General features: G+C 66.0%; 16 protein-coding genes and 1 rRNA gene. 11 read left to right on the top strand and 6 right to left on the bottom strand.

From position 1 onward, the window contains the following. The first annotated feature begins 58 nt into the window (after positions 1 to 58). From rrf to PRN20_RS21420, 3 genes are all read left to right on the top strand, one after another. Positions 59 to 174 (top strand): 5S ribosomal RNA (gene rrf / locus PRN20_RS21410). 143 nt (positions 175 to 317) lie between these two features. Continuing rightward, complete coding sequence (locus tag PRN20_RS21415; protein ID WP_273959692.1) at positions 318 to 527, top strand: hypothetical protein; 210 nt, start codon at positions 318 to 320, stop codon at positions 525 to 527. Positions 528 to 648: 121 nt separating this feature from the next. Then, positions 649 to 1,893 carry a glycoside hydrolase family 5 protein gene (locus tag PRN20_RS21420; RefSeq protein ID WP_273959693.1) on the top strand — a complete coding sequence of 415 codons (1,245 nt, stop codon included), beginning with the start codon at positions 649 to 651 and terminating at the stop codon, positions 1,891 to 1,893. Here the strand turns inward: PRN20_RS21420 and PRN20_RS21425 are convergent, their stop codons facing one another. From PRN20_RS21425 to PRN20_RS21435, 3 genes are all read right to left on the bottom strand, one after another. Beyond that, positions 1,894 to 3,312: a hypothetical protein gene (locus PRN20_RS21425; RefSeq protein WP_273959694.1), complete on the bottom strand. Its 1,419-nt coding sequence runs from the start codon at positions 3,310 to 3,312 to the stop codon at positions 1,894 to 1,896. A 10-nt stretch (positions 3,313 to 3,322) separates the two neighbouring features. Continuing rightward, complete coding sequence (locus tag PRN20_RS21430; protein WP_273959696.1) at positions 3,323 to 4,204, bottom strand: GNAT family N-acetyltransferase; 882 nt, start codon at positions 4,202 to 4,204, stop codon at positions 3,323 to 3,325. A gap of 198 nt (positions 4,205 to 4,402) precedes the next feature. Beyond that, the gene (locus tag PRN20_RS21435) at positions 4,403 to 5,500 is read right to left on the bottom strand and encodes a glycosyltransferase family 4 protein (protein ID WP_273959697.1); all 1,098 of its coding nucleotides are present in this window, start codon (positions 5,498 to 5,500) and stop codon (positions 4,403 to 4,405) included. 179 nt (positions 5,501 to 5,679) lie between these two features. Here PRN20_RS21435 and PRN20_RS21440 point away from each other — a divergent pair, with 179 nt between their 5' ends. Next, positions 5,680 to 7,119 (top strand): oligosaccharide flippase family protein, encoded by a 1,440-nt coding sequence (locus tag PRN20_RS21440; RefSeq protein ID WP_273959698.1) that lies wholly within the window; start codon positions 5,680 to 5,682, stop codon positions 7,117 to 7,119. 178 nt (positions 7,120 to 7,297) lie between these two features. Further along, positions 7,298 to 8,374: a glycosyltransferase family 4 protein gene (locus tag PRN20_RS21445; RefSeq protein ID WP_273959699.1), complete on the top strand. Its 1,077-nt coding sequence runs from the start codon at positions 7,298 to 7,300 to the stop codon at positions 8,372 to 8,374. A 47-nt stretch (positions 8,375 to 8,421) separates the two neighbouring features. On the opposite strand, the gene PRN20_RS21450 is transcribed toward PRN20_RS21445, so the two are convergent. Next, positions 8,422 to 10,038 carry a GumC family protein gene (locus PRN20_RS21450; RefSeq protein ID WP_273959700.1) on the bottom strand — a complete coding sequence of 539 codons (1,617 nt, stop codon included), beginning with the start codon at positions 10,036 to 10,038 and terminating at the stop codon, positions 8,422 to 8,424. Positions 10,039 to 10,297: 259 nt separating this feature from the next. Here PRN20_RS21450 and PRN20_RS21455 point away from each other — a divergent pair, with 259 nt between their 5' ends. Genes PRN20_RS21455 through PRN20_RS21465 form a run of 3 tightly spaced genes read left to right on the top strand, consistent with a single transcriptional unit; the run spans position 10,298 to position 14,753 of the window. Next, the gene (locus PRN20_RS21455) at positions 10,298 to 11,563 is read left to right on the top strand and encodes a nucleotide sugar dehydrogenase (RefSeq protein ID WP_273959701.1); all 1,266 of its coding nucleotides are present in this window, start codon (positions 10,298 to 10,300) and stop codon (positions 11,561 to 11,563) included. Then, positions 11,560 to 12,831 carry a glycosyltransferase family 4 protein gene (locus tag PRN20_RS21460; protein ID WP_273959702.1) on the top strand — a complete coding sequence of 424 codons (1,272 nt, stop codon included), beginning with the start codon at positions 11,560 to 11,562 and terminating at the stop codon, positions 12,829 to 12,831. The genes PRN20_RS21455 and PRN20_RS21460 overlap by 4 nt, the downstream gene beginning before the upstream one ends. Before the next feature lie 2 nt (positions 12,832 to 12,833). Continuing rightward, positions 12,834 to 14,753, top strand: coding sequence for a heparinase II/III family protein (locus PRN20_RS21465; RefSeq protein ID WP_273959703.1), 1,920 nt, complete (start codon positions 12,834 to 12,836; stop codon positions 14,751 to 14,753). A gap of 26 nt (positions 14,754 to 14,779) precedes the next feature. On the opposite strand, the gene PRN20_RS21470 is transcribed toward PRN20_RS21465, so the two are convergent. Next, on the bottom strand, positions 14,780 to 15,796 hold the full coding sequence (locus PRN20_RS21470; RefSeq protein WP_273959704.1) for a lipid II:glycine glycyltransferase FemX: 1,017 nt from the start codon (positions 15,794 to 15,796) through the stop codon (positions 14,780 to 14,782). 178 nt (positions 15,797 to 15,974) lie between these two features. On the opposite strand from PRN20_RS21470, the gene PRN20_RS21475 reads away from it, so the two are divergent. Then, positions 15,975 to 17,258 (top strand): VpsF family polysaccharide biosynthesis protein, encoded by a 1,284-nt coding sequence (locus tag PRN20_RS21475; protein ID WP_273959705.1) that lies wholly within the window; start codon positions 15,975 to 15,977, stop codon positions 17,256 to 17,258. Between the two features lie 35 nt (positions 17,259 to 17,293). Here the strand turns inward: PRN20_RS21475 and PRN20_RS21480 are convergent, their stop codons facing one another. Beyond that, a complete protein-coding gene (locus tag PRN20_RS21480; RefSeq protein WP_273959706.1) occupies positions 17,294 to 17,770 on the bottom strand; it encodes a response regulator in 477 nt (158 codons plus the stop codon). A gap of 253 nt (positions 17,771 to 18,023) precedes the next feature. On the opposite strand from PRN20_RS21480, the gene PRN20_RS21485 reads away from it, so the two are divergent. Together PRN20_RS21485 and PRN20_RS21490 are read left to right on the top strand one after the other, a co-directional pair. After that, positions 18,024 to 19,478, top strand: a complete 1,455-nt coding sequence (locus PRN20_RS21485; RefSeq protein ID WP_273959707.1) for an exopolysaccharide biosynthesis polyprenyl glycosylphosphotransferase — start codon at positions 18,024 to 18,026, stop codon at positions 19,476 to 19,478. Then, positions 19,468 to 19,851, top strand: a complete 384-nt coding sequence (locus tag PRN20_RS21490) for a hypothetical protein (protein WP_273959708.1) — start codon at positions 19,468 to 19,470, stop codon at positions 19,849 to 19,851. Before PRN20_RS21485 ends, PRN20_RS21490 begins: the two co-directional genes overlap by 11 nt. The last annotated feature ends 34 nt before the right edge of the window (positions 19,852 to 19,885 follow it).

Raw genomic sequence — 19,885 nt, forward strand, 5'->3', positions numbered from 1 at the left:
TGCTAGGCCTCGCGCCGGCAGGCTGAAAACCAGAATTCACCCGCATGCTTTTCGCCGATCTGGTGGTAATTGCAGGGGCCCCAGAACCCGATCCCATCCCGAACTCGACCGTTAAAGCCCTTTGCGCCGATGGTACTAAGTCTCAAGACTTGGGAGAGTAGGTCGCTGCCAGGTCTGCCAAAAGCATGTGGTCTCATACGAAACCGAACAACAAACCCCGCCCGCGCAAGCCGGCGGGGTTTTGTTTTGCCCAGTTGGCAGCGCCGCCCGCCTGAGGCATAGCTGCCGCCGGACAAATGGGGCAGGGATCGCGCGAGATGCCGACCGAAACGCAGCTGGCCGAAGCGCTCGCACTCATCCGGCGCGGCGCCAGCGCCGAGGCCGAGAGCCTGCTGCGCGCCGCTCTCGAGGCCGCAGTTCCGTCGGCGGAGGCGCGAACTCCCGACAATCCGCTTCCCCAGCGCAGGGTGCCTTGGACTCGGCCATTGCCTCCAGATCGACACGACCTCGTTCGCTACCTCGGATGACGAGCGAGCCCAGCAATACTTGCGTTTCAGGTATGCGGAAGTATCCCTCCTCCTTTGCCATCAGTTCTTCAAGTTCGAACATAGTGAAGCTAGTGTCGTCGCAGACGGGGGAGGTGTCGACATGCGCATCGTGATGCTGGCCGTGTTCCTGCTGGCGGCCTGGCCGGCTGCGGCTGTCCCGCTGGCGCTGCAGCGGGGTGTCGGTGTGCACGAGTGGCTGAACTGGTCGCCGCTGGCCGCGGACGGCTCCTATCGCTGGCCGCCTTACCAGAGCGTGGACGAGTGGCGCAGCCGCTATCGCGATCTCGCCGATTGGCCGGCCGGGGATGAGTTCGTTCGCATCAGATCGCTCGGTTTCGATTTCGTCCGCCTGACGGTCGATCCCGGCCCGCTTCTGGCCACCGATGGCGAGAAGCGGCAGGAGGCGCTGGATGTGCTGGCGGCGAGCGTGAACCGCGTGGCGGCGAGTGGGCTCAAGGTGGTGCTCAACCTCCACATCGTACCGCAGGTGCCGGCCTATGGCGGCGACGCCATCATCGAGCAGCGGGCGGACAGCGCCTCGGTCGCCCGGTACGTGGCGATGACTGCTGATGTTGCCCGGATGCTGGTGCCGCTCGGTACCGACAGGGTGGCGTTCGAGCCCTTCAACGAACCGCAGCACTATCCGTGCGAGGGGCGTGGCGATGGGCAGTGGCAGGAGATCATGACCAGCGCGATGTCCGCCATCCGCGCGGTGAGCGCCGAGCTGACCGTTGTCGCCACCGGCGCCTGCGGAGGGGACGTCAGCGGGCTGGTCGATCTCGATCCGGATTTCGACGATTCCAACCTCTACTTCAGCTTCCACATGTACGAGCCGCACGTCTTCACCCATCAGCGCCCGGAGGATGAGGGTGGCTTTGCGTCGAGCCTGCCCTGGCCGGCGTCCTCGGGCTCTGCCGGCGCGACGAGCGAGATGCTCCGGGCCCACATGGCGGCCGCCGGGGTCGACGAGGCTGAACAGGAGCGGACCGTGCTGAGGCTCGGCCCGGTGATTTCCGAGTATTTCACCGAAGGCTGGGGGGAGAGCCAGGTGGCCGCGCGGATCGGTGAAGCGCTGGACTGGGCTGCCCGGCACGATATCCCGGCCAGCCGGCTGTTCATGGGCGAGTTCGGCGTGATCGAGATGTCCGATGACGGCCGCATGGGCGCCTTCGCTCCCGACCGCCTGCGGTATCTCGAAGCGGTCCGCCTCGCGGCGGAGCGGCATGGGATCCCATGGTCGGTCTGGGAGTACGCCAATCCGTGGGGGATGAGCGTGATCCTGCCGACCGGGCCGGCGGTCCCCGATACACAGATGCTGCGGGCGCTGGGGCTGCAGCCCGACTGATCAGTACTTGCTCAGGTCCAGACGCTGGTCGATGAAGGCGCGCTTGCCGCCGCGACCGCCGGCGAGGGTTTCCGCGTGCTCGACGGAGAAGGTCACGCGCTGGCGCACACGCTCGTGCAGATCCGCGGCCAGCCTCAGGGCGTCCTGCTCCGTGCCGCCCTCGGCAGCGATGTAGCGTATCGTCACCTTGCCCGGCTCCTCCTGAACGAACTGGAACTCCTCGACGCCGGTGAAGAAGCGTGGTTTCTCCGGGGTCAGGTCGGTCGAGACGATGCGGCCGCCGTCGGAGGCGACGAGATAGTTGGGCTTCCGGCGTGGAACGATGTTCGACACGCGCAGGCGTTGGCCGTTGGCTTGGGTCGGCAGCTCCACCAGAGCGGCCCTGTCATGCGTGTCGTAGCGGATGAATGGCATGCCGGTGGAGAGGAACCCGGTACCGATCAGCCGACCCTCGCGGCCTGGCTCCGTGATCGGTTGGTCGTCCTCATCCACCAACTCGGCCAGCCCGTAGAGCGGCTCAAAGCTGTAGAGTCCGGGTTCCGTCATGCTCTCGTTGGCGAACAGCACCTTCTCGCTGAGGCCGTAGAAATTGGCGATCGGCGTCGGGCCGAATGCCGCTTCGATGGTGTCGCGCTGGTGTTGCAGCAGCGGCTCCGAAATTGGCAGGATGCCCTTGAGCGGCCGCTTGAACTGCCGCTTCAGCGCGACCATGTGGCGCCCCATCAGTTCGATCGCGGACGGGTAGCCGTAGAGGTAGCGGACACCGTACCGATCGATCAGGTCGGCGTAGCGGGCAACGTCGGCCCGGTGCATCGGGAACACCGAGAGGCGCAGTTCGCGCAGCGCGGGTTCCCACTCCGAGCTGATGCGGCCGCGGCGATCGAGGCCCACACCGCGCAGCACGATCTTGCTGTCGCGCTCGGTGAATCCGGCGCGGCTCCAGCTGTCGTGGACATAGGCCATCTCGCGCGGGCTGCGGTCGCGGTCGAGATAGAAGCCGAAGGGCCGCTCGGCATTGGAGCCGCTGGTGTCGGCACGGTCGACGCTCGAGCGCGGTACGGTCAGTACGGCGTCGCCCGCCGCCTCGAGATCGGTCTTCTTGAGGATAGGCAGGCGAAGCAGGTCCTTAGGCAGCGCGCTGTCGTAGTCGAAGCCTACGCCCAGGTGCCGGTCGAGGAAATCACGGTAGAACGGACTGTTGTCATGCGCCTTGCGCAACAGGTCGCGCAGCGCCTTGAGGTGCCCCGCATTTGCGTAGGCGGGGTCGTTGGCGCTGGAGGCGATACGCTCGCGCCACATACGGTAGGTACCGCCGAACTTCATGCCCGTCGGCACCAGCGAGACCAGCGGCGCCAGAGACTGGCGCACGAACCGGGGAGCCCGCGCATAGGCGCCGCGCGCCACGTCCATCATGCCCATTGCAACCACCTCAAATGCTGATCCACTCGCCGGCGAGCTCATACTCAACCGGCCTCATCGTTCTCTTGAACTGGGTGTACCCGTCGCCGATCCGGAGTCCGCCGAGGTCGAAACTCGTGACGCCACGGCGCTTCATCTCGCGCACGGCGCTCCACATCAGGAGGTTGCCGGCGTTGATGCTGCGCCCTTCCGGTCCGAACCAGCCGACATGGTACTCGGCGGTGCGGCCGAAGCGCAGCACCGACATGGCGGCGACCGCGGCGCCCCCGTGCAGAAGCTGGAACACCAGCATGTTGCCTGGCTCGGCTTCCCGCAGGGCGTTCAGCAAGTCGGGACCGGCCGCCCTGAACTGCTTGTCGCGCATGTTCTCGACGTGGCGAGCAATCATCCATTGATAGGTCGCCGCATCGTCCGCGATACGGAGTTCGGCACCAGCCCTTTCGGCTTTGCGGAGCCGATTGCGAAAGGTCGAGGCGAAGCCCATCCAGATCTGGTGTTCGTCCGGCCGAAGGTCGATCCGGCCCGAGCGCCAGGAGTCGGCCTCACGACGGATGTAGCCCGCCTCGCGCAGCAGTGCGACACTACGTTCGGTCTTTTCGAGAGCCGGAGCGATCAGCAGGGGTGTGGTCCAAAGCCGCCCGACAGTCCGGCGCAGGGCGCGATAGACACCGAGCACCAGCTCATCGCTTGGTGCGGCATCCAGCAGCACCGGCCCACGGTTGACCCGATGGAGCAGCTTGATGCCGAGCCGGCGGAACTCGAGCACCACAGCGAAGGCAACCGGCCGCTGGCCGGCATAGAACACCAGCCGCCGCGAGGGCCAGCCGGTCGCTGCCTTGCCGGCGGCATAGCTCAGATCCTGCGGCATGTGGCCCACTGGCGCCGCGTCCATCAGGGCGCGCCATTCGGCGTCACTGGTACTGACGCGTGCGACAATGCTGCCTGAGAACTGCTGCCCGTCCGTGGCCAGCAAGCGCTGAGAATTCGGAGCAACGTCAATTGCCAAGACAGTCATCCCAGGCCGCGCACCGGGCCGGCACCATCGATAGAGGCTGGGGGGCGCTCGCTGAACCGAAAGGTTAGTTTAGTGTTAATGTTGAGCGGCATCGCGCCACAGGGAGCGCGTGGCTTGCGCATAGGGCGCGAGATCCAGCACCCTGCGGTGAAACTGCTGCGCCTCGGCGCCCAGCCGCGCCCGCAGAACTGGGTCGGTGACGACGCGGGTGAGGGCGTGGGTCAGGGCATCGACGTCACCGGGTGGCACCAGCAGCCCGGTGCGCTCGTTTTCCATGATGTCCTCGACGGCACCCACCGGAGTGGCGACCACGGCGAGCCCGGCCGCCATGCCCTCGATGACCGAGACGGGCAGGTTTTCCGAGAAGCTCGGCAGCACGAGGATGTCGGCCGTCGCGATAAGTTCGGCGACCCCTTCGGGGCCGACCCAGCCCGGCAGGTCGATGCGGTCGCTCAGGCCATACTCGGCGACCTTGGCGCGAGAGGCCTCCACTTCGCCGTCACCGGCGATGGTGGCGCGCCAGTCCGGCAGGCCCTGAATGCGCTTGAGCGCTTCGGTCAGCTGCGGCACGCCCTTGCGCTCGCCGAGCCGGCCGAGGAACAGGATGTGCACCCGGTCGCCGCCGCCGCGCTGGGGCAGGGTGGGGCGCGCGCTGGCGTTCGCGAGAACGACGATGCGGTCTCGGGCCTCGGGCACCTGGAGTGCAATGAACTCGGCCCAGACGCGGCCGAGCACGATGATCCGCGCCGCATGCGCGAACATTGAATGGATGCGCTTGGCCAGCCAGGGCGAGACCTGTTCCTGCCAGTATTCGCGGTAGTCGGCGCCGTGCAGGTGGATGACATAAGGCACGCCAAGGGCTCGGCACCAACGGGCGATGATGAGCTTGCGATAGGTGCTGCCGATGCTGGCAAGGTTGATGTGGACCACATCGAGCTTGCCGGTCGTCTTGAGCGCTGCCACGCGCGCCAGGAAGGCGCCCAGATAGAGAGGTGAGAGCGCGATATGGCGGGGTCCGCGGGTGGCGGCGAACTCGACCTCGAAGCCGGGCGCCGCGTCGCGCTCCAGCTGTTCCCTCAGGGATGCCATGACGCGGTCGATGCCGCCCTGATCGGTACCGGGGGTGGCGACGAGCACGTGCATGGTTTTCTGATCGGTGAGGCGCTGCAGCATGTGCCCGTCATAAACGCGGCAACGGGGGTACGAAAGCGAACAGTGGGAAGAAGGTTTACGTTCGCCGGTTTAGATACAATTGCCGTCATTCACCTTACACCGGCGATTAACTATCGGCGCGAGCTGAACTGGCGTAGGGCGAAGTGCCGATTTCGAAAGACCGGGCCCGGAAACTCGCTGTGCTGCTGCGTTCTACACTCATCTATGCGCCGGCGATCCTGTTCACGCGCCTCTCGGCACTGCTGCTGCTCGTCATTGCCACCAGGCTGATCGACCAGACCGAGTACGGGCTGCTCGCGCTGGTGGTGACGGTCGGCGAGCTTACCGACTCCGCTGTCACCAACTGGCTGCGCATCGCGCTGCTCCGGTTGGGCGGCAAGGGCGAGATCAGCCGCGGCAGCCTCGCGCTTGCGGCGCGCGTGCTGGCGGTGACGACTCTCGTTGGCCTCGTGGTATCGGCAGTCGCGTCGGGCCTGGTCGTGCCCGAGCGTTGGGCAGAGTTCGCCGCGGCGGTCTGCGTCTACCTCATCGTCGGCGCGGTCAGCCGGTTCGCGCTTACGGTGTTGCAGATGCAACAGCGGCACGGAGCCTATTCGCTGCTCGAGTTCGTGCGCGCCGCATTGCAGCTCGTGCTGCCGGTTGTCGCCGTCATGCTGGCGCCGCACAGCTTCCTCGTCGTCTCGCTCGCGTCATCGGCGGCCACGCTGCTTGCCGGTCTCGTCGGGCTGCGCCTCGCGCTTCCACGCACGGTGGCCGGCCCGGCGCGCTTCACGCATGGTGAGCTCTTTGCCCTGGGTATTCCGCTGATCGCGCTGGCGATCGTCAGCTTCGGGCTCAACAGCGTCGAGCGCGTGCTGCTCAAGCTCTACTACGATGCGGGCGCGGTCGCGGTGTTCGCCGCGGCCTACGCGCTGGCGCGGCAGCCGATCGACACCATCGCCAATGCCATCAACATGGGCGGCTTTCCCGAAATGGTGAGCCGCTTCGATCGCGAGGGGCCGGCCGCCGCCGCGGCGTTCCTCTCGCACCAGATGAGCCTACTCGCCCGGCTGAGCTTCCCGGTCGCAGCGCTGCTCGTCGCGCTCAGCACCGATATTGCCGACCTGCTGCTCCCGCACGACTATCTGGGGCCGGTCGGCCAGCTCTTCCCGCTGATTGCCGTCGCCGTGATGGCGTCGAATTTCTCGACTTTCGTGTTCCAGAACGTGATCCATGCCCACAAGCGGCCATGGCTGCTGCTCATCGTCGGTGCTCCGGGCTCGATCGTCACGGTGGTCCTGTCGTTCCTCGTCATTCCGCATCTGGCGGAGGTCGGAGCCGCGGTGGCGCTGGCGGGCGGCATGCTGGCCAGCCTCGCTTCGGCGATCGTCGTCTCGCGCATGCTGACGCCCATTCCCGTCGACTGGCGCGGCCTCGCCACCTCGGTCGGCATCGCTGTCGCCACGGGCGTCTCTGCCTACATCGCGAGCACGCTGCTCGGCGGGGCCTGGTCGCTGTTCAAGCTGGCGGCCGGCGGCACGACGGGCGGCCTTGTCTTCCTCGGGCTTACTGCCCTGAACTATCCCGACGAGACGCGCGCCTTCGCCGGCAAGGTGCGGGCGCGCATCGGCTTTGCCTGATGCCGCCAACTCCGTCGATTAAGGATAGCCGGACATCCATCGGGCACCCCTACCTTCGCCGTGCTAGGCGCCGGGGCACCCCAAACGAGAGGCCATCGTCAATGCTCCCGCGCAGTCTTGCCATCACCACGCCGGCCGGAAGTTGGACGCCCAGCAGACGGGCGCGCGGGTAACCCATATGGCTCGAGTTCTCCTCAACCTCCTGGGCGCAGGATCGGAACAGCTCTCCGGCATCGCCATGTACACCACGCGTACCTACGCGGCGCTGCTGGAGCGTCGGCGGCACGAGTACGTGCTGCTCACCAGCTGGAAGCAGGCGTGGCTGGAGCGCCATTTGCCGCTGGACGGCGTGAAGATCGTTCGCGGCAAGGCAACGCCCAGCGAGAAGCTGCAATTCTGGCTGGAGACGGTGCAGGTCGGCATGACCGCTCGCCAGCACGATATCGATACCGTCTTCACGCCCTGGCCGCTCGCGCCGATCGCCGGTGGCCGCAAGCGCATCCTCGTGCTTCACGATCTCTACCGCCGCACTCATCCCGAGTTGCACAGCTGGCACTACCAGCTCGGCTGGAACCTCTACTTTCCGATGTCGGTTGCCGCCTCGTCGCAGGTGGTCTGCGTCTCCGGCGCGACCGCCGCCGAGTTCCGCAGGCACTATCCCGGCGCGGCGACGAAGGCGGTGACGGTGCATGAAGCATCGACCATCCGCGCCGTACCCGCCGCGCAGCGGCCGATGCCGGGCCGCTACGGCCTGTGTGTCTCGAGCAACATGCCCACCAAGAACCTGCCGCGCCTCATCGAGGCAGCCGAGCTGCTGCGTCGCCGCGGGCAGGAGGCGCCGATCGTCTGGATCGGCAAGGACAACGGCGACATGGTGCGCGACAGCCTCGCGCGCTTCCCCGAACTCAAGAGCTTCATCCTTCCCGGGCGGGTCGACGACGAGCAGCTAGCGACCTGGTATGCGCACGCCGACTTCTACGTCGCGCCATCGCTCACAGAGGGCTTCTGCCTGCCGGTGGTGGAGGCACAGAAGTTCGGTGTTCCGGTCGTCTGCTCCGATATCGACGTCCTGAGGGAAGTCGCCGGGCAGGGGGCCCGCTTCTTTGATCCACTGAACCCCGAGGCCATTGCCGACGCTATCGCCGGCGTCGCGATCGATCGTGTCGCACATACGGGGCTCGCCGATCTGGCGCGCGCCAACGCTGCCCGGTTCAGCTGGAACAAAGCCGCGGCCGAACTCGAGCAGTTGTTCTAGGATCCTGGGAGGGGAGGCGTCCGGCAGGGCGCCTCGGCGTTTCGGCCTCAGGCGGCCGAGAGGGATTGCTCGTGACGTCCGCGCTTGAGATCCCGCCAGATCCCGAGGATCACCGCGATCAGCATGCCGACTGCGAAGCCGCCGACAGCGCCTGCGAACAACAGGACGAGGGTCTTGGGCGGCGACGAGCGGTCGCTCGGCGGCACGGCCGGCGAGATGACCCGGACGTTGGTGGCGTCGATCTGCTCGCGCTCGGCGACCTGCTTGGCGCGGCTCAGGAAAGCTTCGTAGATCGTGGTCTTGCTGGCTGCGTCGCGCTCCAGTTCGCGCAGCGCCACCAGCGCCTCGTTGTCGGAGAAGACGCTGGCCTTCAGCGCATCCGCCTTCGCGGTCAGGGCCCGGAGCGCGGAGCTGGCCTCATCCAGCGTGACCCTGGCGGCAGTGACGACGCGGCTGATCTCGGCATCGAGTTCCGACTGCGCCACAGCCAGTTCCACATTGAGCCTGGTAACGGTGGGGTGGCGTGGGCCATAGACCATCGACTGGCTGTCGAGCTGCGCCCGCAGCTCCGAAATCCGGGCGCGAACTCCGGCGAGCGCCGCCGAGGCCTGTGTATCGGCTGTGGAGGCATTGCCGCCTGCCGCTACCAGTTCGTCATAGGCCGACTGCGCCGCGATCACCCGTGCCTGCGCTTCCACGACCTGGGCGTTGTACTGGGTCAGCGTCTGGTTGCTCACCAGCTCGCCCGCACTGGCCGACAGGTTGTTGGCCCGCTTGTAGGCCTCCACCTTTTCTTCCGCGGTCCGCACTGCGCCCTTCAGCTCGTCGAGCCGCTGGTTCAGGGAGTCCGCGGTGCGCGCAGCGCCCGACGACTCCGCAGTCGCCAGCTCGGCCTGGAAGGCGTCGACCATGGCGTTGGCTATCGCGACCGCCTTCTGAGGCGTCTGGGCGGAGACGCGCAGCGTCGCGACGAAGCTCTTCTCATCGGCCTCGGTGCTGACTTTCCGGGTCAGCGCCGCGAGCGCCGCGAGGCGCGGATTGGGCTCGGCCTTGTCGCCACCCAGCGGCAGCAGCGAGGAGAGCGAGAACCCGGGCGTCGGGTCGTAGAATTCCTTGTCAGCGGTCAGGTTCAGTTCGTCGACGACGCGCAGCAGCACGTTGCCCGAGGTGAGCACGCGCAGCTTGCTACCGGCATTGAGAAGCGCCGAGTCCGCCTGTCCGGGTTGCTGGAAAAGATCGTCGGACACGACCTGCAGGTTGACCGGGTCGATCATGATGTCGGTCGAGACGGTGAACCTGGGGGTGCCGAACACACCGAAGAGCCCGCCGGCGACGGCGCCGACCAGCGCGAGTCCCGTGGCCAGCTTCCTGCCACGACCCAGCCAGGTAAAAAGCCTGCCCAGATCGAGCTCCAGGAAGTCGCCGATCTTGTTGAGCGTCACGGTTTCCACTGGAACAGGGGCCGGCTCACCGTAGTTCGGCGAGAGGGGCGGCGCGACGGCGGGCCGAGGCGCTTCGGCCCGGGCCCTGGTCGGCCCGGCCGAACGATTCAGCCTCGCCATGATGGCCTCGTGTTCGGTGTCGTCGTCGCCGCCCAGTCGCGCGAACGCACGCGCGCCGGACTGGAACGTGTCGGAGATTGGCCTGTCAGTGATCTCGGACATCGCGGCAGCGTCCCGGTTCAGGTGATCCTTCGTGGGAGCCTTATATACCGGCCTCTGCCCGCGGCCTGCCGAATGGGGTTTCTTGGTTAAGTCCTGTGCTAAATAGATGCAAGTTTATGCATTAGTATTAACACTTGGTTCAAGGTGTGCCGGGGCGTCTGCTTAGTTACAGCTGAATCAACAGGTTGAAGAGAGTCTGCTGATGACAGCCTGGCTGGCTTCAGCACCTGCGCTGCCTAACGATTCTACGGTGCGTCCCATGAAAATCGCTGTCTTCGGGCTTGGTTATGTCGGCAGTACCACGGCTGGCTGCCTGGCAAGTCAAGGTCACCACATCGTCGGTATCGACGTCAGCGAGAGCAAGGTGCTGGACTTCCAGGCCGGTATCCCGCCGGTGCTCGAGCCAGGCCTCGACGAACTGCTGGCCGCGGCACGGGACAAGGGCCTGCTGCAGGGCTCGACCGTGGTCGATGGTCTGCTGGATGACGCCGATGTCGCGCTGGTCTGCGTCGGCACGCCGAGCGCCATCGACGGCTCGCACAACCTCAGCCACATCGCGGAAGTGACGCGCCAGATCGCCGTCGGGGTGCGGCGCAACCGGTCGAACCGGCTGACGGTCGCCTATCGCTCGACCATTCGGCCCGGCACCATCGACGGGCTGATCGCCCCGATCTTCCGCTCGATCCTGGGCGAGAATTTCGGCGACCTCATCGAGCTCGTCTACAATCCGGAGTTCCTGCGGGAATCGTCGGCCATCGCGGATTTCTTCAATCCGCCCAAGATCGTCATCGGCACGGTCGATGGCCTGCCGTCCCCGGCCATGGACCGGATGCACGAAGGCATCCAGGCTCAGACCTTCCATGTTGGTTACCGCGAGTCCGAGCTCACCAAGTTCGTCGACAACTCGTGGCATGCGGTCAAGATCGCCTTCGCCAACGAGATCGGCCGCATCTGCCAGCAGCTCGATATCAGCGCCGCCAAGGTGCACGAGATCTTCGTGTCGGACACCAAGCTGAACATCTCGGCCTACTATACCCGGCCCGGCGGGGCGTTCGGCGGCTCCTGCCTGCCCAAGGATGTCCGGGCGCTGCAGCACATCTCGAGCGATGTCGGCGCGAACACCCATCTGCTCGATGCGGTGCTGCGCACCAACGAAGCGCACAAGCACTACCAGTTCGACAACATCGTCCGGAACCTGGCGCCGGGCGCCAAGGTGCTGCTGCTCGGGCTGGCCTTCAAAGCCAACACCGACGATCTGCGCGAAAGCCCCAATGTCGACATGGCGCGGCGGCTGATCACCGCCGGCTTCGATGTGTCGATCTATGACTCGGGGCTCGATGCGACGAAGCTGATCGGCCAAAACCTTGGCTACGCTTACTCGCAGCTGCCCAAGATCGGTGAGTTGCTGATCGACAAGGACGAGGCGGAAGCCGGCGAGTTCGACCTCGTGGTCGCTGCCAATGGCCTGCAGCGCGGCCTGACCCTGCGCTCTAGCAATGTCGTCGATGTGAGCACCATCCCATGAGCCTGATTGCCGAGGGGCCGTTCGCCCCGGTCCTGGACGTTGCGCGGCCCGGAAGCAATGCGCTGGGCGATGCGCCGCTCGCCGGCAAGAAGGTGCTGATCATCGTCGAGAACCTGCCGGTGCCGTTCGATCGTCGCGTCTGGCTGGAGGCGACGACGCTCAGCAAGGCCGGTGCGCTGGTCAGCGTCATCTGCCCGATCGCAAAGGGCTACACCAAGCGCTACGAGCTGATCGACGGCATCCACGTCTACCGTCACCCGCTGCCGGCCGAAGGCAACGGGCCCATTGGCTATCTCAAGGAATACGGCGCCGCCCTGTTCTGGGAGACGCTGCTGGCGTTCAAGGTGCTGCGCAAGCATGGGTTCGACGCTATCCACGCCTGCAATCCGCCCGACCTGATCTTCCTCGTCGCCATGCTGTTCAAGCCGTTCGGCAAGCGCTTCGTGTTCGACCACCACGACATCAACCCGGAGCTCTACGAGGCCAAGTTCGGCCGGCGCGACCTGTTCTGGCGGCTGATGCTGCTGCTCGAACGGCTGACCTTCGCGCTGGCCGACGTCTCGATCGCCACCAATCACAGCTATCGCGACATCGCCATCGAACGCGGCAGGAAGCAGCCCGGCGACGTGTTCGTGGTGCGCAGCGGCCCCGATCTGAACAAGATCAAGCCGGTTGCTCCCAATCCGCGGTGGAAGCGTGGGCGGGAGCACCTGGTCGGCTATGTCGGGGTGATGGGCGCGCAGGAAGGCGTCGACCTCCTGCTCGAGGCCGTGCAGGACATCGTCGTCCGGCAGGGCCGCACCGACATCCAGTTCTGCATTGCGGGCAGCGGGCCGGAGCTCGAACAGCTCCGCGCGCAGGTTCGGGAACTGGACCTGCAGGACTTCGTCGACATGCCCGGTCGCATCAGCGACGCGGACCTGTTCGAAATGCTGTCGACGGCCGACGTCTGCGTCAATCCGGACCGCGTCAACGCCATGAACGACAAGTCCACGATGAACAAGATCCTCGAGTACATGGCGTTCGGCAAGCCGATCGTGCAGTTCGAGGTCACCGAGGGACGCTATTCTGCCGGCGAGGCATCGCTCTACGCCGCGCCCAACGATCCGGCCGACATGGCGGCCAAGATCACCGAACTGCTCGCCGATCCGGCGCGGCGCGCCCGCATGGGCGAACTGGGCCGGGAGCGGGTCGAGGATCGGTTCAGCTGGAACCACCAGGTGCGTCCGCTGGTCGCCGCCTATCACCGGGCGCTGTCCGGGAAATAACCATGTCGCTCGGCTGGTACGTCAATCGGCTGCGCGCCATGAGCGCGGGCGAACTCGCCCATCGCGTCGGCGAGAAGGTCAGGAAGAACTGGGCCCGCGGCCGGCTAGAGGGCTGGGCGCGCTATCCTGGGGCGGATATTCGGCCGCTGCCGGGTTTGCGCGAGCGAGCGCTCAAGGCGTCGGCCGACATCCGGGACGAGGTCGGGCAGGCAGCGGAACTGGTGCTGTCCGGCCGGTTGGCGGCCCTGGGTGTGGCGTGGCCGCAGCGGGCAGCCATCGAACTCTTTCCCGCTGAGCTCTGGCGGCTCGATCCGGTCACCAACGGGCTTTGGCCGGGTGCCGACCAGTACTGCTTCGATATCGCCTATCGTCATGAGCGCCAGCTCGGCGACATCAAGTACGTGTGGGAACTGAACCGGCTGCAGTTCCTGCAACCCCTCGCGGCCCATGCACTGCTCACGTCCGACGCAGCCAGTCTCGCCGCTATCGAGACGGCTGTCGCCAGCTGGCATGCCGCCAATCCGCCGTTTCGCGGTCTCGGCTGGAACTCCGGCATCGAGCTGGCGCTACGGGCGATCTCGCTGCTGATCGTGGTATCGCTAGTCGGTGATCGGTTGTCCTCTGACTGCCGCAGTCAGATCGGCTCGATCCTGCATGCGACTGCGGTCTGGCTCACCCGCTATCCATCACGCTTCTCGTCGGCCAACAACCACCTGATCGCCGAGCTGGCCGGTGAGTTCCTCATCGGCCTTGCCATGCCGGACCTGCTGTTCGCCGCCGGCATGGCGGCGAGAGCCCGCAGCGGGCTCACGGAAGAAGCGGGACGCCAGATCCTCGCCGACGGTGTCCCCGCCGAGCAGTCGCCGACCTATGGCGCATTCTCCGCCGAGTTCCTGCTGCTCTGCTCGGTCGTGGCGCGCGATGCCGGCCAACCGTTCCCGGACTCAACGAGCGAACGCCTGGATGCCTTCGCCGAGTTCATCGCCTGGATGTCGCTTGCCGATGGAACCGTGCCCGCGGTTGGTGACGACGACGAGGGGCGCGTCGTGACACTGGGGTCGTTCGAGGCCGCCTATCCCGGCTCGGTCGCCAACGCCATCGGCGCCCACACCGGACGGGGGGCATGCGGCCTTGCCGGGGATGATTTCCGCAGCCTTCTCCTCGGAAGTGCCATCCAACAATCGCCGGCACGGCTGGGACAGCGCGTGTTCGCCGCGGGCGGCTATTCCGTCGTCAACGAGGAGATCGGCGGTCGTGCCGTCAACCTGCTCTTCGATCACGCGCCGCTTGGCTATCTTTCCATCGCCGCTCACGGCCATGCCGATGCGCTCGCCATTACGCTTGCCGTCGACGGCAAGCCCGTGCTGGTCGATCCCGGCACCTACCTGTATCATTCGGGTGGAGTGTGGCGAGACTGGTTCCGTGGCACCGCCGCGCACAACACGCTGTCGGTTTCCGGCGCCGACCAGAGCATCATCTCCGGCGCCTTCAACTGGTCGCACAAGGCTTCGAGCCGCCTCGAACAGCATGAGCCAGGCGAGCGCTGGCGCCTCGTCGGCAGCCACGACGGCTACCGCAAGCGCTTCGGTGTCATCCACCAGCGCAGCCTCGTTCGCACCGATGACGGCTTCACTATCACTGACCGGCTGCTCGGTTCAGACCGGGGTCTGCCAGCCCAGCTGACCTTCCAGCTGGCTCCGGATCTTCGCGCCCATGTCGAAGGGCAGACCGCGCTGGTCCAATGCGACGGCGCTGCCATTGTCTCACTGGCATTCGATGAGGGTGAACTGAGCGTCCAGCGTGGCGGCGAGCTCGGGGGCGGGTGGGTATCGCCGCAGTTCGGTCTCAAGGTCGAGGCGGATCGTATCACCTGGAACGGCGCGGTAGGCGAGGTCGGCCGGCAGGTCGCCATTCGGCTCTAGCGGGGCTCCACGTCGGCTCGGGCCAGCTAGAAGGCGACGTACTCGCCGAGGAGGAAATACTTCTCACCGTTCATGCCGCTCTTGAAGCTCGAAAAGCCCTTGTCGCTGTTGATGCCGCCGACGTCGTACTGAAGGCACCCCCGGCGCTGCATTTCCTGGATCGCGCCCCAGGTGATGGCGTTGCCGGCCTTCACCTTGCGGCCCTCGTCGCCGAACCAGGCGACGATGGAGTCGGCGATGCTGCCGAACTTCAGCATGACGAGCCCCGCCACTGGCCGGCCTTCATGCATCGCCTGCAACAGGACATAGTTTGAGCCCGAGCTGCGCCGCAGGCTGCGCAGGAATGCGGCGTCATGCCCGTGGAAGCCCTTCACCGCCATGTTCTGCAGGTGCCGCTCGATCATCCACTCGTGGTCGGCCTCGGTGTCAACGACCCGGACGCTCACGCCGGCCTTGTCGGCGGCGCGGATCGCCTTGCGCCAGTTGTGCTCGAAGCTCTGGAACACGGCCTCGATGGGTTGCGTGAGATCGAGGCGCGCGGACCCCCAGCCGTTTCCCTTGCGTGGCCTGAACCCCGCGTCGGCCATGATCACGCGGTTCTCGGGCTTATCTTCCAGGGCCGGCGCCAGCAGCAAGATGCCGAACGGCAGCCTGCCCCAGCGATTGCGCACGGCACGATACACGGCCGTTACCAGGTGCGCCGGCGGATCGGGCATAAGGAACATCGGGCCGCGGTTTATGCGGGTCACGACACGCAGCCCTAAGACCCGCTTCTCGAGCGCCTGGACGATGGCAACCGGCCGACCCTGCGATGACAGGAGCTGTCGGCTGACGCGCCAACCCTTGCTGGCCTTCGCCTCGCCGTAGCCAAAGACCTGGACGCTGTGAGCGCGGTCCGCCTGCTCGAGCAGCCGTTCCCAGCGCGCAGCGTCATCAACCCTGTCGAAGGTCAGCAAACTGGTGTTGGCGGCCCCTGTGGAACCAACCCGGGAGGGGATGGCCTGAGCAAGATTCGGGATCGGATTGGGGAGTGTGTCGGACATGGGCATTAACCACTGTGCAGTGCAAAAACCCTAGTCCCGCCAAGCGGATTCGGCCAACCACAACTGCCTGAATGATTAACGGGTTGGCCGGTTAAGGATACCTCGACGTCGTTGGCGTCGCCCCCATTCCGGCATGCTAAGCCGCACATGAAAGCAGACGCGCGATTGAGGGCGAGCCTTGAGCTATTCGGCCACCGGACCTGGCGCCGTCGGCGATACCACCCGGCAGGCAAATGCGGTCTCGTTCGCGTTCTTCCTCGTCATCCTCACTGCACTCGTGATCCGCATCTGCGTGACGCCGGCCATCCTCGACGAGGTCTATGACTACGTCCGCGAAGGCGGCGCCTTCTACGAAAAGATCCATGTCGGCACGTACCTGCTGCTGCTGTTGCTGCCGGTAGCGCTGTTCAGCCGCCCGGTCTTCCTGCGGGGGGACGAGATTGTGAAGTTTCGCGATCTCGTGCGGTTCTGTGGCCTGTTGACCCTGCTGGTCGTCTTTCTCATTGCCACCGGCCGGGCGGGCTCAATCGGCAATCTCGTCGATACTTACCTCGTCGCCGGGGCGGTGGGTCTCATCCTCCTGGCGCAAAATCCGTCCTACCGGCGCCTTCTCGGCGATGCGATGATCGTCATCGGCCTGCTGAGTGCCGCGATGGCGCTGTTCGAGGTGGCGACGCGCATTCGCATCTTTGCCTATTCGGAAGGCGAGGCTGCATTTCGTCCGATCGGCCTCGCGGGCCATCCGCTAAATCTCGGCCTGATCTGTGCGACCACGATAGGCTTCGTCCCGATGACCAACTGGAGGCCCTGGGTCAAGATCGCTGCAATGATGCTGCTGTTCGTCGCCACCGCGGCGGCGGGCGCTCGTCTCGCGCTGATGGTTGCCACCCTCGAGGTGCTGGTGCTGGTCCTGCTGGTCCCGTGGACCTCGCTCAGCCGTCCTGCGGAGCGCAAGGCGAAGCTGGCGGTGCTGACCCTCATGCTGGTCGGGGGCGTTGCGCTGTTCGCAGTGCTTGCCTCAGGCGGACTTCTGTCGCGCTTCGCCAATGGCGTCGTCGATGACAACTTCCTTGCGAGGACGGACGTGTACAAGGTGTTCGACTACGTGACGTGGCAGGACGTGATGTTCGGCACCGAAGCCGCCGAGATCATCCGGATCGTCAACGACAAGCTGAACCTGCCCTTCATAGAGTCCGCACCGATCGACCTGACCTTTCAGTTGGGCCTGATCCTCGCCGTCCCCTTCGCAGTGCTGGTGTTCTGGCTGATCTGGCGGCTGCTCCGCCACCAGCCGCGCGCCGCCTGGATCGGAACCACCGTCTTCCTGCTCGTCGCGCTCTCCAACAATACGATGAGCCAGAAGACGACCTTGGTCACCATCCTGGTCGTGCTGCTCGTCGCCTATGCCGGAGCCGTGCCGAGCGGCGCGCTCCGGGAGGCAGGAGCCGCCCGACGGCGCTGATCGCCGCAGTGAGGGGTATCGGGGGGGAAGCTGATCTAGCGCTGGGTTCGGCCTTCGCCGAAGAGCGGGATGACGTTTCCCACTCGTCCAGCCGGCACCGGCCCGAGCTCACGGCTGCGAACCCTGGTCACGGACTGCTGCTGGACCGCAGCGACGCGTTCGACCTCGACGAGCCCGTCGATGCACTCGAGCAGCTGTTGCGGCGTCACCGGCTTTTCAAGCACCGCATCGATCCCCGCTACTAGAAGCGGTTTGTGGAAAGCGGCGGCGGTGCGGGTCAGGGCAACGATCTCGAACGCACGGGTGGCGAGCTTGTGGTTGCCTCGCAGGCCTCGGGCGAGGTCGATCGCCGGGGCCTCGGGCACGTCGCTGTCGAGCACCACCACGTCGACCGGCGCGATGCGGAGGAAGGTCGTCAGTGTCTCTGCTCCCGCAAAGCTCACGACGCGATAGCCGCCGTCCTGCTCCAGCGAACGGCCGAGAATGGCCGAAAACGCCGGGTTCCTCGTCATGATCGCTACCGTTCTGCCAAGGGAGGTCGTCACTTATCGGGTCTCGTCGCGCCGTGGGTTAATGGTTCCCTAACATGGTCGTCGGCGGGGTCGAGGCGGAACTGCCGGTATCCTTAACTCGCGGGTCGCGGGCCGCGCGTTAACCGCACATTTACCCAGTGCTTGGGCCGACTCTCGCCGCCGTGCTAGTTGCCGAGGCATCGCGGCTGATCGGGAAATATCCTGAAACGCCAGCAACTTGGGGCTACCTGCCGTGTCGCATACCGAGCTTGGATACCAGGGTATTGAGCGGCGCAGGGCGCGGCGCGTGGTGGCCAACCAGGCCGTGTTGTGCACGGGCTTCGCGCTCGGCGAGGGCGCACTGGCGGCGCTGGCAATGCTGGTGCCGGCGCTGTTCTACCACGGCATGATCCTGAACGTGCCGCTCGGGGAAATCCCCTTCGCGCTCTACGGCATTTACTCCTCTGTTCTCGGCGTGCTTTACGGCGCGTTTTCTGCGGTATCGGCGAACCAGTTCCTCGACCGCGCCCAGCATCCGCACACATCGCTGGCCCAGAGCGTGCTGGGCTGGACCGCGGCATTTGCCATAGCGCTGTTCGGTGCGTTCTTCCTGGGTGTGGCGGACGAGCTGTCGCGCGTTTCGCTGATCGTCGCCTACGTGCTCGGCGTGCCGGTGCTGCTGCTGACGCGCACCGTGGCCTACGCCGCGATCACCTCGCGCATACGCGCCGGTCGCCTGCAGTTCCAGAAGGTCGCCGTGGTGGGCAGCCGCGCCGACACCGTGCGGTTCCTCCTCAACGGGAATCTCTGGAAGACCGGCTATCGGCTCGCCGGCACGCTCTATCTCGAGGAAGCCGTCGACGCCGATGGCAACTTCAGGGAAGGCGCCATCGTCGAGTTCGCCAGGCACTGGGTGGCGGGGGGCGCTGAGTTCATCGTGTTCGTCGGCGAGATCGGCGACATTGACGGGCTGGAAAAGCTCACCAACGAGTTGAAGCGCTTCGCCATCAACGTCGTCTGCGTGCCGGCCACCGACAATGTCAGCTTCAAGTTCCTCGATGTGGTTCCGCTCGGCCCCAACAACGCCCTGCGCTCGCTGCGCAAACCCATGAGCGATGGTGCCGTCCTCGCCAAGCGCATCTTCGACGTGGCGGGCGCCGGCCTGGGGCTGTTGCTCCTCAGTCCGCTGTTCGCCGCGGTGGCCCTGCTGATCAAGCTCGATAGCGACGGGCCGGTGTTCTACCGGCAGGAGCGCCGTGGCTTCAACGGCCGCACCTTCCATATCTGGAAGTTCCGCTCGATGACCGTCACCGAGTCCGGCCGCAAGATGACGCAGGCCCGCGTCGGCGACAAGCGCATCACCAGGATCGGCGCCTTCATCCGCCGCACCTCGATCGACGAGCTGCCGCAACTGATCAACGTGCTGAGCGGCGAGATGAGCCTCGTCGGTCCGCGCCCGCATGCGCTGATGCACGACGACGAACTGGGTGAGCAACTCGCCAGCTACGCTCATCGCCAGCGCATCAAGCCGGGTATCTCGGGCTGGGCGCAGGTCAACGGCTATCGCGGCGAGACCTCGACCTTCGAGCAGATCGAGGGCCGTACGCGGCACGATCTCTACTACATCGACAACTGGTCGATCTTTCTCGACTGCTGGATCATCGTCTTGACCGTTTTCTCGTCCAAGACGCGGCGCAATGCCGTCTGATCCGAGGTCCCGCCTGCTGATGCGGCTGGTGGCCATGCTTGCCTGGCTGCTGCTTGCCGCCATTGCTCTCGTCACCCTGGCGCCGATCGGCTTGCGGCCGACCACCGGGTACTCGCCCAGTATCGAACGCTTCATCGCCTTCGGCGCCGTGGGGTTCCTTTTCGCAGTGGCATACCCGCGCCGCCTGTGGTCGATCGTGCTGCTGCTAGTGGGAGCTGCAATTTCGCTGGAAGCGCTGCAGCTCGTCTCGGTCTCCCGCCATGGCCGGCTGGTCGATCTTGGGGTCAAGGTGCTCGGCGGCGGCCTCGGTGTCGCCGGTGGGGTTGTCGTTCGCCGCGTGTGGCAGCTGCTGTCGCCGGCGCCGCGCGGCTAGTCGCCGCCGGGGCTGTCCTTCCGCCACGTGTCGT

The sequence above is a fragment of the Devosia sp. ZB163 genome (assembly GCF_028613635.1).
Classification (GTDB): Bacteria; Pseudomonadota; Alphaproteobacteria; order Rhizobiales; family Devosiaceae; genus Devosia_A.

Coding starts and splice junctions, on each gene's coding strand:
- PRN20_RS21420 (WP_273959693.1), top strand. CDS start 649: ATGCGCATCGTGATGCTGGCCGTGTTCCTGCTGGCGGCCTGGCCGGCT.
- PRN20_RS21445 (WP_273959699.1), top strand. CDS start 7,298: ATGGCTCGAGTTCTCCTCAACCTCCTGGGCGCAGGATCGGAACAGCTC.
- PRN20_RS21465 (WP_273959703.1), top strand. CDS start 12,834: ATGTCGCTCGGCTGGTACGTCAATCGGCTGCGCGCCATGAGCGCGGGC.
- PRN20_RS21435 (WP_273959697.1), bottom strand. CDS start 5,500: ATGCTGCAGCGCCTCACCGATCAGAAAACCATGCACGTGCTCGTCGCC.
- PRN20_RS21470 (WP_273959704.1), bottom strand. CDS start 15,796: ATGTCCGACACACTCCCCAATCCGATCCCGAATCTTGCTCAGGCCATC.
- PRN20_RS21490 (WP_273959708.1), top strand. CDS start 19,468: ATGCCGTCTGATCCGAGGTCCCGCCTGCTGATGCGGCTGGTGGCCATG.
- PRN20_RS21480 (WP_273959706.1), bottom strand. CDS start 17,770: ATGACGAGGAACCCGGCGTTTTCGGCCATTCTCGGCCGTTCGCTGGAG.
- PRN20_RS21430 (WP_273959696.1), bottom strand. CDS start 4,204: ATGGACGCGGCGCCAGTGGGCCACATGCCGCAGGATCTGAGCTATGCC.
- PRN20_RS21460 (WP_273959702.1), top strand. CDS start 11,560: ATGAGCCTGATTGCCGAGGGGCCGTTCGCCCCGGTCCTGGACGTTGCG.
- PRN20_RS21450 (WP_273959700.1), bottom strand. CDS start 10,038: ATGTCCGAGATCACTGACAGGCCAATCTCCGACACGTTCCAGTCCGGC.
- PRN20_RS21415 (WP_273959692.1), top strand. CDS start 318: ATGCCGACCGAAACGCAGCTGGCCGAAGCGCTCGCACTCATCCGGCGC.
- PRN20_RS21425 (WP_273959694.1), bottom strand. CDS start 3,312: ATGGGCATGATGGACGTGGCGCGCGGCGCCTATGCGCGGGCTCCCCGG.
- PRN20_RS21455 (WP_273959701.1), top strand. CDS start 10,298: ATGAAAATCGCTGTCTTCGGGCTTGGTTATGTCGGCAGTACCACGGCT.